At 61.0% G+C, this 16,589-nt stretch carries 10 protein-coding genes and 1 pseudogene; 5 read left to right on the top strand and 6 right to left on the bottom strand.

Annotation, left to right across the window (positions count from 1 at the left end; genetic code table 11):
- Positions 1-290: 290 nt before the first annotated feature.
- Complete coding sequence (locus FHT02_RS18460) at positions 291-776, bottom strand: GlcG/HbpS family heme-binding protein (protein ID WP_221239571.1); 486 nt, start codon at positions 774-776, stop codon at positions 291-293.
- A 53-nt stretch (positions 777-829) separates the two neighbouring features.
- Entirely contained in the window at positions 830-1,222 is a 393-nt protein-coding gene (gene uraH / locus FHT02_RS18455; protein WP_184091181.1) for a hydroxyisourate hydrolase, read from the bottom strand.
- A 231-nt stretch (positions 1,223-1,453) separates the two neighbouring features.
- On the opposite strand from uraH, the gene FHT02_RS18450 reads away from it, so the two are divergent.
- From FHT02_RS18450 to FHT02_RS18430, 5 genes are all read left to right on the top strand, one after another.
- A complete protein-coding gene (locus FHT02_RS18450; RefSeq protein ID WP_184091174.1) occupies positions 1,454-2,287 on the top strand; it encodes a LysR family transcriptional regulator in 834 nt (277 codons plus the stop codon).
- 490 nt (positions 2,288-2,777) lie between these two features.
- Positions 2,778-3,131, top strand: a complete 354-nt coding sequence (locus tag FHT02_RS18445) for a YfiR/HmsC family protein (protein ID WP_184091172.1) — start codon at positions 2,778-2,780, stop codon at positions 3,129-3,131.
- A 2-nt stretch (positions 3,132-3,133) separates the two neighbouring features.
- Positions 3,134-5,173 carry a TonB-dependent receptor plug domain-containing protein gene (locus FHT02_RS18440; protein WP_184091164.1) on the top strand — a complete coding sequence of 680 codons (2,040 nt, stop codon included), beginning with the start codon at positions 3,134-3,136 and terminating at the stop codon, positions 5,171-5,173.
- A gap of 1 nt (position 5,174) precedes the next feature.
- On the top strand, positions 5,175-6,950 hold the full coding sequence (locus FHT02_RS18435; protein WP_184091162.1) for a methyl-accepting chemotaxis protein: 1,776 nt from the start codon (positions 5,175-5,177) through the stop codon (positions 6,948-6,950).
- 363 nt (positions 6,951-7,313) lie between these two features.
- Positions 7,314-7,946: a tyrosine-type recombinase/integrase gene (locus tag FHT02_RS18430; protein WP_184091160.1), complete on the top strand. Its 633-nt coding sequence runs from the start codon at positions 7,314-7,316 to the stop codon at positions 7,944-7,946.
- 729 nt (positions 7,947-8,675) lie between these two features.
- Here the strand turns inward: FHT02_RS18430 and FHT02_RS18425 are convergent.
- The 4 genes and pseudogenes from FHT02_RS18425 to FHT02_RS18410 form a co-directional block, all read right to left on the bottom strand.
- A pseudogene (locus FHT02_RS18425) lies at positions 8,676-9,074 on the bottom strand (transposase family protein); the annotation flags it as partial.
- A gap of 115 nt (positions 9,075-9,189) precedes the next feature.
- Complete coding sequence (locus FHT02_RS18420; RefSeq protein ID WP_343056997.1) at positions 9,190-12,039, bottom strand: TIM-barrel domain-containing protein; 2,850 nt, start codon at positions 12,037-12,039, stop codon at positions 9,190-9,192.
- Positions 12,040-12,082: 43 nt separating this feature from the next.
- A complete protein-coding gene (locus FHT02_RS18415) occupies positions 12,083-13,705 on the bottom strand; it encodes a DUF5597 domain-containing protein (RefSeq protein ID WP_184091157.1) in 1,623 nt (540 codons plus the stop codon).
- Positions 13,706-13,725: 20 nt separating this feature from the next.
- On the bottom strand, positions 13,726-16,557 hold the full coding sequence (locus tag FHT02_RS18410) for a TonB-dependent receptor (protein WP_184091155.1): 2,832 nt from the start codon (positions 16,555-16,557) through the stop codon (positions 13,726-13,728).
- Between the last annotated feature and the right edge of the window lie 32 nt (positions 16,558-16,589).

Here is a 16,589-nt window from a genome sequence, read left to right as displayed (position 1 = left end):
GTCGTGAGCCCGCACCTTCATCTATCGAGGAACAGCCACCCTCCACACCATCGCTGGTCGAGGTAGCCCGCTCCCGCGATTACCCCATGTTCATCTCCGAGGGCACGTGAGGTTTCTGTCGCATTTCGGGTTGTAAACGGACGGCCACTTTGGGCATCAAGCCCGTGTAAGCTGGCTTTCGTTGGGCTATCAGAACAAAACTCGGCGCCCTGCATTCAGGCTATGAGCGCAGTTATCGGCGATCATCGTGGCGCGCATAGTTTCGTAACGTCCATGGATACATAAGCCGGTCATCGACGCACGTTCTCCGAGCTAAGTGCCTGAGCAATCGCCTTTGTCGCACAGCGCTCGTCGTTGGCCGCTCCGCCGGATCCGGCTACTCCGATGCCTCCGATAACCTCACCGTCAAGCAGCAGCGGCATCCCTCCGCCAAGCAGCAGCAACTCTGGAATGGTCAGGAGATTGTGCGAGGTGGGGTCGGTCGCGGCACGTTCGGCTAACGCGGCGGTGCTCGTCTTCGTTGACAAGGCAGTGAACGCCTTACGTTGGGCGGCAAGGGTGTTGTGCGGACCGATGTCGTCACCGCGTTGCAGGGCAATGAGATTTCCGCCGCGATCAACGACAGCAACCACCGCTTCCTTGCCGATCGTGCGACATGACGCGACCGCCGCGTCGGCCAAGCGGTTAGCCAATGCCAGAGACACCGTTTTGCGCTCCGGCAGAACCAACTGCGCGGTAGCGGCAACGGCTGCAGAAACTACTAGGAGGTTGCTCAACACGGTTGCGAGACTTTCAAAGGAAACCAACGGATAGAAGAACAGGCCGTTGTTCAGTTTCCCCGATACGTCGAATAGCCATAGGGGCTCACGACTACCGGGACATGATAGTGCCCCGCCTGGTCAGTGACGCGGAATGTCAGCGTGATCTCCGGGAAGAATGGCGACGCTGCGGCATTGGGGTAGCCCGACATGTCGAAAGCAAGCCTGTAAACTCCGATGCCGAAGGCCTTGGAATCACCGAAGCTACGAACTCGGCCGTTGGCATCAGTCGAGGCGGTGCCGACCTCTTGCCAGCCGCCGTCCGCGTTGCGCTTGGAGAGAACGACTGGCACGGCCTTGCCTCCGATGCCCTGAGCCAGATCAAGCACGTGGGTCGAAATGTCCGCTGCCGCCGCCGGGGCGGCGACGGTGCCGATCAGCAGCGCGAGGGGAAAGGCTTTCATGGGCGGGATCCTTGCTGATAGTCGAAGAGAGAACAGAGGGGCTGCCGCGACCGAGAAGACGCGGAGATCACGAGGTTCACCATCTGCACAGAGCAATGCGCAACAGCCGTGCAGCGGCGGAGGCAGTCATCTCGATGTCCTCAGGATCGTGAGGACATGGAGATGGCAGCGAGCGCATGGATTTGCGAATGAAATATATGAATAGGCGTCATTCAGCATTAGAATGGCGCTATGCTCGACCTGAAGCTCCTTCGTACCTTTGTTGCTGTGGCCGAAACTGCGAGCTTCACGCTTGCCGCCGAACTACTGAACTCCACGCAATCCACCGTAAGCCAGCATCTCGGGCGGTTGGAGGCTGCGGTAGGCCAGTCGCTGATCAATCGATCCTCACGACCGATCGCGCCAACCTCATCAGGCGAGCGACTGCTAGGCTATGCTCGCAGACTGCTAGCTTTGCAGAACGAGGCACAGGTGTTGTTCGCTGATCCCTCGGGAACGACCTCGATCCGGATCGGCGTGCCCGACGACATCGTGACATCAGCGATGAGCCGTCGTTTCGCTGATTTCGCGGCGCTTCATCGTGAAATTCGCCTCGACGTTACGACGGGCCTCAGCCGGGACCTGAAGAAGCGATTTCGGGCGGGGGAGTTCGACATAGCCATTGTGAAGGAAGCGGTGGCCGATGGGGACGCTAGGGCCACCTTTCCCGAACCGCTCGGCTGGTTCGAGGGAAATGCCAGCGGAGCCTGGCATGACCCGATCCCGCTGGTGACATTTCCTCCGGGCGGGTTGTATCGCGATTTGATGATCGACCGCATCGAGCGCGAAAGGCGCCGATGGTACATCGCCTTCACCGGCAACAGTCTCGCCAGTGTTCTGTCGGCGGTTGAGGCGGGGCTGGGCGTGTCGGTACTACCGATCAACACTACCGAGGCTTATGCCGTTGGCGTCAGCAGCATTTTTCCCGCAGAAACAGCTCTCAACCTTTCGGTTTACGCTTGGGAGACCAGCGGGCAGGCCGGCGAGCTCTTGAAAGCAATTCTTAGCGTTACGGCGCGCCGTTAGAGCGCTTGGATGAACCAAGGACGGGTATTGGCACCCGCCACGATGGCGGTGAACCTCCAGAAATGTGCGGAAGCTGCCGTACTCAGGGCAGCTGAGCGCCAGTAGCTGCCTATCCGAGCCTCTCTCAAGACTCCTGCTACCTGCCGTACATTCAGATGCGATCGTGGCGAACTTGCCGTCAGACTCTTGGTATGTTTTCCACGCGTCACGACAAAGACGCGCCCCGGCCCGCGGGCATGCCCGGCGCTCGAACAAAACAGCGCTCATCCTTAACTACATAGTTACCGCCTGAGGCTAATCCGCTTGATAACCAAGAGGATACCTCGTGAAGAAATTCATTGCCCGAAGCGGTGCAGCGATTTTGCTGATTCTGCCCTGGCCGGCTGTGGCCGAGCTTAACGTCCAAGTCGCAGCCCGAGTGGTGTCTTTCCTTCAGCCTGCACCTAGCGGCGCTATTCAAGCTGCCATCATCTACGAACCAGGAAACGCTATGTCGGAAGCTGATGCCGCCGCGATCGAGCGCGAAGTTGGTGGCGGTCTGGCCGCCGGAAAGGCTTCGATCCGCACCCGACGAGTTCCGGTTGGCGCGATCGGCACGCTGGGCAATTACCGCGCGGCGTTTGTGACCGCCGGTCTTCGCGACGAGCAGCCGGGCATTGCGGCAGCCGCTGCCAAAGCGTCGGTAGTGACGATCACGTCCGACCAAGCCTGCGTGCAGGCTGCGCGGTGCGTTGTCGGCATCACCAGTAAGCCACGCGTGCAGATTACCGTCAGCAAGGCTGCTGCCCGCGCCACCAAGATCCGGTTTGGAAGCGCTTTTCTGATGTTGGTGAAGGAAATCTAATCATGTTCTCCCGATCCTTCACCGCGCTTCTTTTCGCCGGCGCCGTAGCACCTTCTACTGCCGTAGCGCAGGCTGTGGACTATTCGGCTCTGAGCGAAGTTATGGGCGAGCCCGTAACTACTAGTGTCACTGGCAAACCTCAGCGTGCGTCCGAGCTGCCCGCCAGCACCGTGATCGTGACGCGCGAGCAAATCGCGCGATCACCGGCACGCGATGTGCCCGGGCTGCTAAAGAGCTATGCCGGTGTAGACGTGAATCGCTGGACGGCGGGCCAGAGCGATGTCGCAGTAAGGGGCGGCGTACAGACCTATAACGCCCGGCTACTGGTTCTGGTCGACGGACGACAGGTTTATCTCGATCATTATGGCATGACCAACTGGAACTTGCTTGGCGTGTCTCTGGAGGACATTCAGCAGATCGAGCTGGTTCGCGGACCAGCGAGTGCATTGTTTGGATTCAACGCGGCCAGTGGTGTTGTGAACATCATCACGCGTAAGCCGAAGAACGGCCTTATGCTGAATGCAAGCGCCGAGCTGGGCAGCCACGACTATAGCCGATTTGCGGGAACGCTGATGGTGCCAATCACCAATCAGGTTAGCATCAAGCTCGATGGGAGCCGATTGCGGGAGGACGAGCGTGACATATCGGCTCCTCTGCTGTCGCCCAACAATGTGCCGGACGTTCAGGCGCATCACGTCTCCGGAGCTGTGATTGCACAGCTAGACCGGACGGAATTGACGCTGGACGGAGGCTACGCTGACAACCGTCAGATCGAGTATCTGCCAAGCCAGTACCTCTCAAACCAGCACTATCAAACTGGGCATGTCGCAGTAGGCGCACGGCGCGACACTGACTGGGGTGGCTTGTCATTTGGTACGTATGCCAACTGGCTAAAGGCGGACTATGGCTTGAGCGAAGGCGCGCCAAATGGGGAGCTGGATCCAGCCCAGGCAACATCGTTCGACAACCGGATCATCGTGGCTCAAGGCTCGGCGCTGATCCGTCTGAACGGTACAGATACACTACGAGTGGGGGGCGAGTACCGCAACAATCGCCTTCGGTCTGCAGCGCAGTTCTCCGAGGTTGTCTCCTACGACGTAGGATCGACCAACTTGATGGTTGATCTCCATCCTATCGAAGCAGTGGCAGTAACGCTCGCCGGGCGGTACGAACGTCTTTGGCTTGGGCAATCCGGTAAGATCGCACAGCCGGCCTTTGACAATGCTTCACATTTAGATCGAGCCTTCTCACGCTTCAGCTTCAATGCTGGAGTGGTGGTACAGGTTGGCCTAGGCGGGCAGCTCCGGGTAAATGGAGGCCGCGGCTACCAACTGCCGCCGCTCGCCGATTATGGCTTGCGTGTCCCCATACAGACGCCGTCTCCAGTACCAGTCTACATCGCGGGCCGGCCAGAGATCCGCCCCGTTCCCGTGTGGAGCGCGGAAGTTGGTTTCAACCGATCGATTGGCGCAGTTGAATTTGGCGCGACCGGTTTTTGGACCCGGACGGAGGATGCGATCGCCACGCCAGGCGACGGCCTACGTCTTGACCTTTTGCTGACGCCCGCACCCGTGCTGATCTCCCGCATCAGCGCTGTAGGCCATTATACGACCTACGGGGCGGAAGTGGCTGCTTCTGGCAGCCACCGCATGCTGAAGTGGCGGGCTAACTACAGCTTCACGCACACCGATCAGTCACTACCCCCGATCACTTCGCCTAGCCCGTTCGCCCTTTCGCCAGAAGCGACGACGCCGCGCCATAAGGTTAATGTGGAGGTCGGCTATGATGCAGGCGCATGGTACCTCACTGCGATCGGCAGATACACCTCATCCACACGGCAGTTTGCATTTACGAGGGCACCTCAGCTGCTGCTTGTCGAGGTGAGCGATGCGCTGGCCGTGGACGTGAGGTCTGGGGTTCGGCTGAGCACAGGTCTGGAGCTTTTCGCCTCGGCCGAGAACCTCACTCTCACTGGCGGTGCTGCTGTGTCACCGATACCTGCCGACCGGCGGGTTCGAGGCGGGCTGAAGATCGCGTTGTAGAATGCTGACCAGGATTTCTGACGCGCTGGAGCGTCGCTTTCGCCTTTCGGATCGACCCTTCGTGGTTAAGGTAGCGGCGGCTCCGGTCCTGATGCTCGTGCTGTTCGTCATCCTGGCGGCCTTCAGCACAGCGGGCCTCTTACTGACAACGCGCAGTATAGATCAGATCGTAAGCCGTGACATGCACGAAGTCGCGCGCGTGAATGCAGTAGCGTCCCGCTTCGAGCAGGCCGAATCCGACCTTTACCGCCTACTCGTGATCAAGGCGGCCTCGCCAAAGATCGACGTGTCGTCGCAATCGGACATCGTCAAAGCCCAGCTGCAAACGGTTCGGCGGGAACTCTCCACGATGCGCGACGCTTCAGACTCGTCTATACGACTGCCGCTGATCACCGCGCTTACTGAACTAGATCATTACACAGCATCGGTGGACGTGGTCACCTCAATGCTGGAGGTCGATTTTGCAAGCAGCGCAAACATGCTTGCGCCGTTCCGCGCCAATGCCAGAAAGATCGAAGCTCAGATCAAGCAGGTTTCAGAACGAGGTGTGGAGCGTGCGAATGCCAGCGCCGCAAGCACCGTATCCAGAACACAGTCTTTCCTGGTCTTGCTCATCTTTGCGAGCATTGCCGCCACGATTTTAGGCCTGTTCACAGCCTATGCCGTGGGCCGAAGAACAGTACGTTCAATCTCGAATATCGCAGAAGCGACTGCAGCCGTCATGCGCGAACAAGAAGTGGATTTCGGTCCTTTGCGGCGCCAGGACGAGTTGGGTGGGGTGGTTGCCGCACTAGAGGCACTGGTAAACCAGAGGGACGAAACGCGTGCGCTTGAACAACGTACATCCGCCCTACAGCACGGGGCTCAGCTTGAGCAGCAGCGCCGCGCAAGTGCTGTCGAATCGGCGCGCAGAGATGCTGAGCAGGAGCGCGAGGCTACGCTGAAGGCTTTGGCCGACGCTTTTGATCTCAAGCTTGCAGCGGTCATTCGTTCGGCACAGGAGGCAGTAGCTAATCTGGAGAACAACGCTGCGACGTTGGACCACACGGCTGTAAGCAATCGCGAGCTATCCGAAGAGTTGGACGGTGCCGCGAATTTCTTCGCGCGTGAGATGCAAGAGGCGAGCGTAGCCGCGCGATCTTTAGCCGGGGCGTTCCAGGATATCGATCGCGAGGTGGCTAGTACCAGTCAAACAGCGCATTCCATCCACGTGCATGCGCAAAGTGCCAGCGAAGCAGTGAAGCGGTCGCAGGATCAAGCGGCGGCTATTGAAAAGATCGTGGACGTGATCGCCGCTGTAGCACAACAGACAAACCTCTTGGCGTTGAACGCTACGATAGAAGCCTCCCGCGCTGGCAAAGACGGTTCAGGATTCGCGGTAGTGGCTGCTGAAATCAAGCAGCTGGCGAAGCGCACGGCATTGTCGACGGACGACGTTCGTCGGCAAATCGAAGCCGTTCAGCGGCAGATTGAGAATGTCGTCTGCAGTACTACGAGCCTAAGTTCACTCATCACCAGTATGGACAGCGCGTCCGAGCGCGTCGTACAAAAGTCCCGTGCTCAAGCCGGTTCGACAGATCAACTCGATGGCTTGATTAACGATGCCTATGATCGCAGTCAGACACTCGCGCGGGCTAGCAGCAGCATTAGCGATTCTGCACAGCAGAACATGATGGCGGTGCAACACGTGCGCAGAGCCAGTGCCCACCTCAGTCAAACACTGAGCCAACTCGCAAGGGACGCTCAGGATTTCACACGGAAGCTGAAGGCAGGTTGAGAGCGCGCTCAAGTCTCTGTTCCCGCTAGCTAGGTAAGTTGCTACTCCTGGAAGAAAGCGCTGGTGCCAACGACGCTCTGCCACGGGCGCACAGGACCAGGGCCGGATACCGCCCGTTGTTGCAATTTTGAGCTGCTCGCCCGCTCCCCCGGAGCCCTGATTTGTTCAGCGTACTCGGGCTCGTTCTTTCAGGCTTCAAGTCTCCGTCCATCCTCTGTCCAGCCCGGAGGAAATTTTGCGCAACATGTTATGTGGCAAGCACAGGGGCCCATGCGGCAAGCTGCCGCCAGCGAAGAAGCGCTGCTTCTCTCCGCTGAGAACGATCGTTCCTCGACTCGGCCCTTTTGGCCATGGAGAACGAGGATGGGAACGTCGCAGTATGATCCACGCCCGCCTGATCGGCGTGCCTGGAACTCAGGATGGAAGGTCGGGGCCAAACGAGCGCTCAAACCAAAGCAGGTGTGGGCGATCCGCTTCTTCCTGGACCAGCACCACCGGATCCGAAATCGAGCACTGTTTGACCTTGCGATCGATAGCAAGTTGCGCGGCTGCGATGTGGTGAAGATAAGGATCGGAGATCTGGTAGCCAGCGGGCAAATCCGCAGCCGCGCGATTGTGGTGCAGTCCAAGACTGGCAAGCCCGTGCAGTTTGAATTGATGGCTGATGCTCGTGCAAGCCTGCTTACGTGGCTCGAAAGGCGCGGCGGCACTCTAGCCGACTACGCGTTCCCAAGCCGTCTTGACTACAAAGACCACCTGAGCGCGAGGCAGTATGCCCGCCTCGTTCAAGAATGGGTGATGTCCATCGGCCTCAGGCGTGAAGAGTACGGTACGCACTCGCTTCGTCGCACCAAGGCTTCGATCATCTACAAGGCGACCGGGAACCTCAGGGCCGTACAGATACTTCTTGGACACAGCAAAATCGAGAATACGGTCAGATACCTTGGCGTTGATGTTGAGGATGCGCTGGCTTTGGCAGAGAACACCGAGATCTAGGCTCTTTTCCGGTCCGGCGCTCTTGCGCTGGACCGGGCTGATAAGGACGTGAGTGGGGCGAGGATTGGCCGCGAAGCGCCAGTATCTGCCCTTCGGAGGCAGCACGCGCGCTTCCCGTTTCCTGCCGTTCGTTCACCTTGCCACCCGGCAGGGGCCATTCTGTAGTGATCGCCGATCAGCTACTAAGTGCAGCTGAGGGACACGGGCGCGGAAGTTATTCTGACGTTCGAAATCGGAAAATGGCGTCCGCGGTTACCTACCACTGGCGCCGAAGCGTTCGGAGACCGTCCAGGCTGTCGATGCGCGCGCGACGCGAGCCTTCCTTCGGCAATGCCGCAGGGGACGGGGTGCGATCCCTTATGGAAACCTGCCGAGCAAAAACGAAATCCGACTTGCTGTAGGCGCCTGCGCCCTCACTCCCGACTGAGGCTGGTGAACCTTGGCTCACCGCGCGAGAAGATGTGGGTAGAACAACCCGAGCGACGACATGCGGGCGCGCTCCTCGAGAGGCAACCTCAACGCGGGCCCTAGACTGCTCTGTGGGCTTTGAAGATTTTCGACCGATCCGTGCAACATGAGGATGGGAGGAGTTGCTGATCGTTTGCTTCGTTGTTCCCGCTTCGCGTACGTTGCCTATCGGGGGGCTGCGTGCAATCTGGCTGTCGTTCAGCCCCGTTAGTTTGGCGGCTGCCACGTCATTGTTTCCTTCGTTGCGGACGATCAGAGGAAATCGATGTGGAAGAAGGCAATCGGATAGCGCTTGAAGCGCTGACGCTTGAGAGTGTCGCCTTCGATGTCGAGCAAGCGGGAGATGCCGTGCCGCTGGGGGCCACGATGCAACGCTGACCGGGTCAGATGCGGGATCGACGGCCGCAACGAATACAGGCAGTCGTCCAGCGACAGCAGGGTGTGCCCCCGGAACGCCACAACCATTGCCTGCGCGGCTTCGGTCAAGGTTGTCGAAATGAGAGGCCTTTGGCCCGATCTTCAGATCCTCGACACACTCCGCTACGGTCTTCGGGTTGATCCCCAGTACACGGCTCAGCGTCGCGAGCGAAGCTTGTGATCGCTGTATTGCTGCTCGGACGCGTGCGTGGCCGTGGCGCTCCCGTAACGCACCTCTCCCAGACGGCTTCCTTTCATTTCGACGAAAGGAGTCGCACCATCAACCTTGGATCAAACACCTAGAGGGCTGCCCGCCTTTTCAGAACGATCAGCCTGATGATGATTCCCCGAAATGCCTTCAAGGGCGCCGGATGACGATCTGCTTGCCTTGGTACACCACCGCCTGGACGCCAGCTTCGAAGCTGAGCGGCATCGCACTGCCCGGTCCATAGAAGCGGACCGAGATGGTGCGACGATCCGGCATTGCAGGATAGCGCCCCTCACGGGTTCCGAGCGTGAGTGTGCCGCTCGCATCGTTCCATCGCACGGGTATGCGTGCGAACCGGCCCTTCTCGTAGTCGCGACTGGTGCCATCATCCTCGTAGATCGAGAACTGGCCGTCCGCGCCAGTATAGACGTGGAGCACCAGCGGCCCGCCCTGGTTCTGCGCCGTATACTGGATGTCCGGTCCGGTCGGCACGATCGCACCGGCACGGACGAACACCGGCATGCGCTCGCGCGGCGCTTCCGCGGTAATGGTCTGCCCACCCTTGTAGAAGCGGCCGCTTTCCAGAGCGTACCAACCTGTGCCAGCGGGAAGATAAACGCTGCGCGTACGCGCCTGGAACGCCGTCACAGGCGCGATCAGCAGCGATGGGCCGAACAGATACTCGTCGTCGATATTCCAGACTCGGCGATCCTGCGGGAAGTCCATGACCAGCCCGCGCATGATCGTGCCGTCCTTGAAGTGCGTGTCGGCACCTACCGTGTAGATATAGGGCAGTAGGCGGTAGCGCAGCTTGTTGTACCAAAGCATCGAGTCGTACATCGCCGGATCGCCCTTCGCGATCTCGTAGATCTCGCGGAACGGCGTTTCGCCATGGCTGCGGAACAGCGGCGAAAAGGCGCCGAACTGGAACCAGCGCAGGTTGAGCTCGCGCCATTCCGGCACCGCCTCGGGCAGCTGCTTGGTATAGCGCTCCTCGACCGAGAAACCGCCAATATCGTGAGTCCAGTTGGGGATACCCGACATCGACAGGTTGACGCCCGCCGAAATCTGGTCGCGGAAATCCTCCCAGCGCGCCGCGACGTCGCCCGACCACAAAGCCGAGGACGCACGCTGCGTGCCGGCGAAACCGGAGCGAGTCAGGATGAAGGGGCGCTTGTTCGGCTCGGCCTTGCGCAGCCCCTCGGCAAAGCCATCGGCATGGACCAGCGGGAAGGAGTTGAACAGCTCGGCACCCGGGCCGATCGCCGTCGGCCCCATCCGCTCCTTGCGCTGGTCGATCGAGAGGTTGGAGTGGATGTCGGGCTCGGTCGCGTCCATCCACCATGCGTCGAAGCCTTTGCTTACCAGCTTCTCACGCACCTGGCGGAAATAGATCTGCCGCGCTTCCGGCGCATAGGGATCATAGTCGGTGTTCTCGTACCCCGGGCCGACCCAGTCCTTTTCGCGCGCATCTAGATTTCCGCGATACAGGTAGCCCTTGGCTGCCAGCTCCTTGGCATTGTCGGTGTTCGGATAGAATTTGGGCCAGACCGAGATCATGATCCGCGCGTTCATCTTGTGGACGTCGTCGACCATCTTGTCGGGATCCGGGAAGCGCTTCTTGTCGAAGTCGTGGCTGCCCCACTGGTCCTCGGGCCAATAGAACCAGTCCTGGACGATGTTGTCGAGCGGGATCTGGCGACTGCGATATTCGCGCACCACGCCGACCAACTGGTCCTGCGTCTCGTAACGCTGGCGGCTCTGCCAGAAGCCGTACGCCCATTTGGGCATCATCGACGCCTTGCCGGTGAGATCGCGATAGCCGGCGATCACGTCGTCCATGTTGCGGCCGCCGACGAAATAATAGTCGATCGAATGCCCGACTTCCGACGACATCCATAGCGAGTTGCGGTCCTGCTTGGGCAGCGGATCGCTGTGGAAGAGCGCGAGATAGCCTGCGTTGGGCTCCCATTCGATGCGCAGGTTGACGGCCTTGCCCTTGGTCATCGGCAGGTCGATATTCTCGAACCAGGGGTTCCAGTTCACCCGCCAGCTGTCATAGACCAGCTTGTTGTCGGCAAAGACCTTGATGTAGCTCGACGAATAGAGCCGGAACTTGTGAACGCCAGTGGCCTCCGGGTGGATAGTGCCGGTCCACACGACGTTCTGCTTACCGACGACGACGCCAGCCGTGTTTTGTCCTGCATTCGCCGAAGCGACCGTCTTGGCCTTGGCCGCCGCAGGCCAGTTGGCCTGGTCCTTGATGAACTGATAGTCGATGAACGCTTCCTGGCGGGTGACTGCGGGCTTGCCGTCCAGGAAATACTCCGCCTTCCAGCCCGGCTTGCCGCCGCTGGTGACCTTCAGCCCCTGCCCCACATGATCATAAGGCCTGGGATTGCCGAAGCGCGTGATCGAGTTGTTGTCCCATAGCAGCCCGTAATTGCGCGTGGACACCAGGAACGGGACGGCGATGTCCATGTTGTGCTGGGCCAGTTCGACGTCCTGGCCGTTATAGTTCATCTGGCGATATTGATGCTGGCCCAGACCGTAAAAGCCTTCGTCGGTGCCGCGGTTGAACTGCTGGTGCGTGGCGACGAACGGCTTGTTCTCCACGCTCACCGGCGTGAAGCCACGCTGGGTCTCACCGAGAACCACCGTGCCGGCAGCATCGCGGAACTGGACATGGCCGTCGCGCAGCCGGATTTCGGCGGAAGCGCGCGCCGCCTTCACGGTGACCATGCCGTTCGCTTCGGTAACGCTATAGTCGCCGTGCGGCTTGGCCACGACCATCAGGCTGGTGGGCAGCTTCAGCTCCTCGGCGGGCGACGCCGTCACGCGGAAGCTGTCCTCGCCATACACGAGCACGCGGACGCGCTTGGCCGCGCCTTCCGCCGGGGTCACCAGCACGCCGCTCGGCACCCGCTCGACGCTCTGCGCGGCGGCGAGACCAGGGGCCAGGGCAACAATTGCGGCAGCGCCGAGGAACCAGTGCTTCACGTCTTCAAACTCCTTCGTTCGTTCCATTCGCCGGCCAATCGGCTCAGCGATAGGTCCCCATCGTCACCTTCAGCAACACGGGCTTGTCGGTGAAGTTGAACCCATAGTCGATCTGGTCGCCATTCCAGCGACGCGACATCCGCCACTGGCCACCGACGAAAGTGCCTTCCTCGGCGCTGACGATCTGCGTAGCCTGCTTGCCCTGCGCCAGCCCCAGCCGCATGCGGACATGGCGGCCGGTCAGCAGGAAGGTGTCCGGGCCAAGCTGCGCGACCAGGGCGCCGCCCTCGGGCTGGTCGGCCATCGGGTGCGGGTCCTGCTTCAGCCAGGTCCAGCTCCTTTCGCCCATCTGCCAATGGCCATATTGCGCCGTGACGCGCCAGCGGCCCAGCACCTGCGACTGGTCCTTGCCGTCGCTGCCCTTGGTCGTGCCCCAGGTCGGGTTCTCGAACGCGATTCTGGCCCAGTCGCGCGCGATCGGCCGCAAGAGCCCATAGGGGTCGGCAAAGGCGGCGACGGTCTTCTCGTCAAAGCTCTTGGCGCCCAGCGGGTAGTTGAAGAACCCGGTCTCATCCATGCCGAACGGTGCAAAGCCGATCGCGCCACGGCCCAGCGCCGGCCACAGGAAGCGCCCATATTCCGCGGCATTGCCGATCTCGGGCACCATCAGCGCGTTGTTGGGCTTGGCGTACTGGTCGAAGAAACCGGTCACCTGCTCGGGGTTGCGGTTGTAGATGTCGGGTGCGATCAGATCGAGCGCGGGCGCCGCCGCTTTCCAGATCGGCATCACGTCCCAGTTGGGACCGCCGGAGGGCCCTGCCCCTTTGGCCGGATCGAACGCGTCGCCCAGTGCCGCATTTACATACATTGGCAGCGGCTTGACGGCTTTGCCCGCCGCGGTGATCTCGCCAATATATTTGGCGTAGTACCAAGTGTTGAAATAGCGGTCGGCATTGGTGCCGAACACCTGGCTCCAGCTACCCGGCTGCTTGTTCATCGCCTTCAGGAGCGGTGCAGGAACGGGTTCGGCGAACAGCTTGCGCGCTTCCGGCGCATGATCGCGGTCCAGCCCATAGCTGCCGCTTTCATTCTCCGGCTGCACCATGATGACGGTGTTCTGCGGATCGATGCGCTTGAGGTGCGTCATCAGCGCGACGAATGCGCGCTTGTCGGCCTCCAGCGTAGCCCGGCCATGCGGGCTAATCACATAGTGCAGGCTGCCATCGGGCTTCTGCATGCGGGCGAACCGGCGCGTGTCGGATTTTACCCAGGCCGGGGCATAGGTGTTGCCGGTGTTCTTCCAACTGGCGAACCACAGCAGCACCAGCCGCATGTCGTTGGCGCGCGCCTGCTCGACCAACGTGTCGACGAACGAGAAGTCGAACTGCCCCTCGACAGGCTCGACCTGCTCCCAGGCGACCGGCATCTCCAGCGTGTTGGCGTGGATCCGCTTCAGGAACGGCCACACCTTGGGCAGCGCGTCGGGATAGTTGCTCGAATTGTTCGCCTGTGCGCCGAGCATCAGGAACGGGGCGCCGTCGACCATCAGCGCATGCTTGCCGTTGCGGTTTGCGATGCGCGGCACGTCCTGCGCCGCCGCCGCGATCGGTGCGGCGGCGAGCACCAGAGGAAGAAGGGCCGAGCCCAGGCGATAGAAGGACTTCATCAACTGGGCTCGGCCTTTTTTTAGTTGCGGATGCGGAAGGTCAGGCCCACCCGGCGATCTTCCAGACGGATGAAGCGCGGGTTGGTCTCGACATTCTGGTAGCTCTCCTGCCGCTGGCGCAGCAAGTTCACCGCATCGATCGTCAGCGACACCTTTGGCGAGAAGTCGTACGAGATCGACGCGTCGAGCTGGCCATAGGCCTTGCGGTAGATCGGCACGCCGCCGGTGCCGTTACCCGCCACCGTCTCGAGATAGTCGTCGCGCCAGTTATACGCGGCACGTGCGGTGAAGCCGTACTTCTCGTACATGCCGATCAGGTTGTAGCTCCACTTGGAAAGCCCCTGAAGCGGCGTCGAGACGCTCTCGCCATCCTGCAACGTGCCGCCGCTGCCCGGCGCATCGGAGTCGGCATAGGTCAGATTGGCCTGCACACCGAAGCCAGACAGTGCGCCCGGCAGGAAGTCGAAGAAGGTGTTGCCACCGATTTCGAAGCCCTTGACTGAGCCATTGGTGCCGTTGAGCCGCCCGGTGTTCTGGAACGTCACGGCGCCCTGACCGGGAACGTCATACGTAACCGGGAAGACGCTGTCGTAGATGAAGTTGGTCAGGTCCTTGTAGAACACGGTACCGTACAGCAGCGTGCCTGGTTTGGCATACCATTCAAGTGCCGCGTCGAGCTGCTTGCTCTCTTCGGGCTTGAGGAACGGATTGCCGCCCGATCCGGTCTGGTTATCGTTTTGCCGGTAGCCGAGCACCGCGCCAGTGGCGGCGTCGGTAACCTGGGTGTAGCTCAGCGACAGCGAACGGATCGCACGGAGGTCGTAAAAGGCAGGCCGGGACATGGCCTTGCCTGCCGCGAAGCGCGCTTGCAGCGTGTCGGTGATGTGCGCGCGCACGTTCAGCGTGGGCAGGACCTTGGTATAGTCCTGATCGCCACTGAACTCCTGATCGACCGTCAACGGATCGGGACCCGGCAACAGGTTCGGACGGTAGGTCAGGCGGAAGCTGCCGAGCGCTTCGCTATGCGTCTTGATGACCCGCACGCCGATATTGCCGTCGATCGGACCTGCTTCGAAGCGCGCCATGACATAGCCGGCATAGGTCTGCTCTTCCTGCGTGTTGATGTCCTGGGGGCCGTAATCGGTCAGTCCGCGGCCGACCACGCTTTGGAACAGCCCGGCTACGTTGCTTTCGTTCAGCACCGACATGCCGACGAACGGCACGTTGCCAACGCTGGTATTGTCGCCGTGGAAGAAGTCGCCAGCGTACGGATTGTTGATCGCGTTGAACCGCGAATCATCCAGCCCGGCGGTGCCGACCGCCCCCGACCAGCTGTAGGGCGTGGCACGGTTGATCGCGCTGCGGTCGGTCACGCGCCCACCCACCGAGATGCTCTTCAGAAAGCTTTCCTCGAAGTCCCAGGTGAGGTCGGCGCGCGCGGTCTTCTGCTCCGCGTCGCTGTTCTCTTTGCGATCCATCAGCGCGGTCACGCGGTACGTGTTGATGGCGCTGAGCGGCGCAGACCCGGGCAGGCCGCCAAAGGTGATCTGTGGCATGTCACCCGCCAGACCGATGGCGTAGGATGCGAGGTCCCGCTGCGCAAACGCCGTATAGCTGCGGTTCTCGAAGTTTGCCTTCACATACTGAAGGTCGACGTTCAGCCGCAGCCGATCGTTGATCTTCCACTTCATGCCACCCGCGAAATCGGTCGTAGCGCTCTGGTTGTACGAAACCTGGCTGTTGCTGGCGACGTTGAGCTGGTTGCGGTTGTCGTAGGGATCAATCGACCAGTCCGGTATGAAGCCCGAGAACCCACCCGATTGGAACACGCCGTCTTCGTCGAATTGGAAGCCCGGCAAAGGTGCAAGGCCGGCGAGGCCAATCGCGTCGGTACCGCGGGTGACGAACGAGGTGTAGTTCGGCGTCTCGATATAATATTCCGAGCGCAGGCCGGTGGCGTAGAACTCAAGATCTTCGTTCGGTGCCCATTGCAGCGCACCGTAATACCCCTTGCGCTCGCGCTCGCCATAGGTGACGCCGATACCGGCGCCCACCGGGACCGAACGGCTGGTGCCATCAATCGCGGTCGTGCTGCGATACGGCTCGACCACCAGTTCGTCGGTGCGAAAGGCCCCACCGAAATAGGATGCATCGAACAGGATGCCGATGTCGCCGATCCCGGTGTTCCAGCGCTTGCTGACCAGGCCCGAGGCATTGAACTTGGTGTCGTCGACCAGGTCGTAGTTGTTGGCGCCCATGGTGACTGCGACCAGCCAGTCATTGCCGCGCTCATCGAACGGCATGCGCGTACGCAGGTTCACGGTGCCGCCGATGCCACCCTCGATCAACTCGGCCGAGGGGTTCTTGTAGACGTCCACGCCGGCGAGCAGCTCCGAGGGCACATCCTCGAAGCTCAGCGAGCGGCCGCCCGAGCCACTGAACGCGTCGCGGCCGTTGATCTCGGTCCGCACCTGGGTGAGACCGCGGATCGCAATGCCGGAGCCTTCGCCGCGGTTGCGGGTGATCTGAATACCGGAAATGCGCTGCAGCGTTTCAGCGACGTTCTTGTCAGGCAATTTGCCGATGTCGATCGCGGTGATCGAGTCGACGAACTGGTCGGCATTCTGCTTGATCGCCTGCGCGGACTGGAGCGACGCGCGAAGCCCCGTGACGACGATGTCCTGCTCTTCGCCAGCAGCTTCTTCCGCGGCTTGCCCGGTCTGCGACGGGACGTCCTGCGCCCATGCAGCGGGTGACAGCCCAAGCGAGAGCGTCGAAACGCCCAGCATCAGCGCGCGGCGAAGCGCGGTGTTCATCGAAACAGTGTCGGTAGCGGCAACGGAGCCGATCATGAGCTAACCCTCCCCAGTGCTCAGGCCCGCCG

It is taken from the genome of Sphingomonas xinjiangensis, assembly GCF_014199255.1.
Taxonomy (GTDB): domain Bacteria; phylum Pseudomonadota; class Alphaproteobacteria; order Sphingomonadales; family Sphingomonadaceae; genus Sphingomonas; species Sphingomonas xinjiangensis.
Note: the sequence above shows the minus strand (reverse complement) of the source record. Positions and strands in the feature narration are given on the sequence as shown.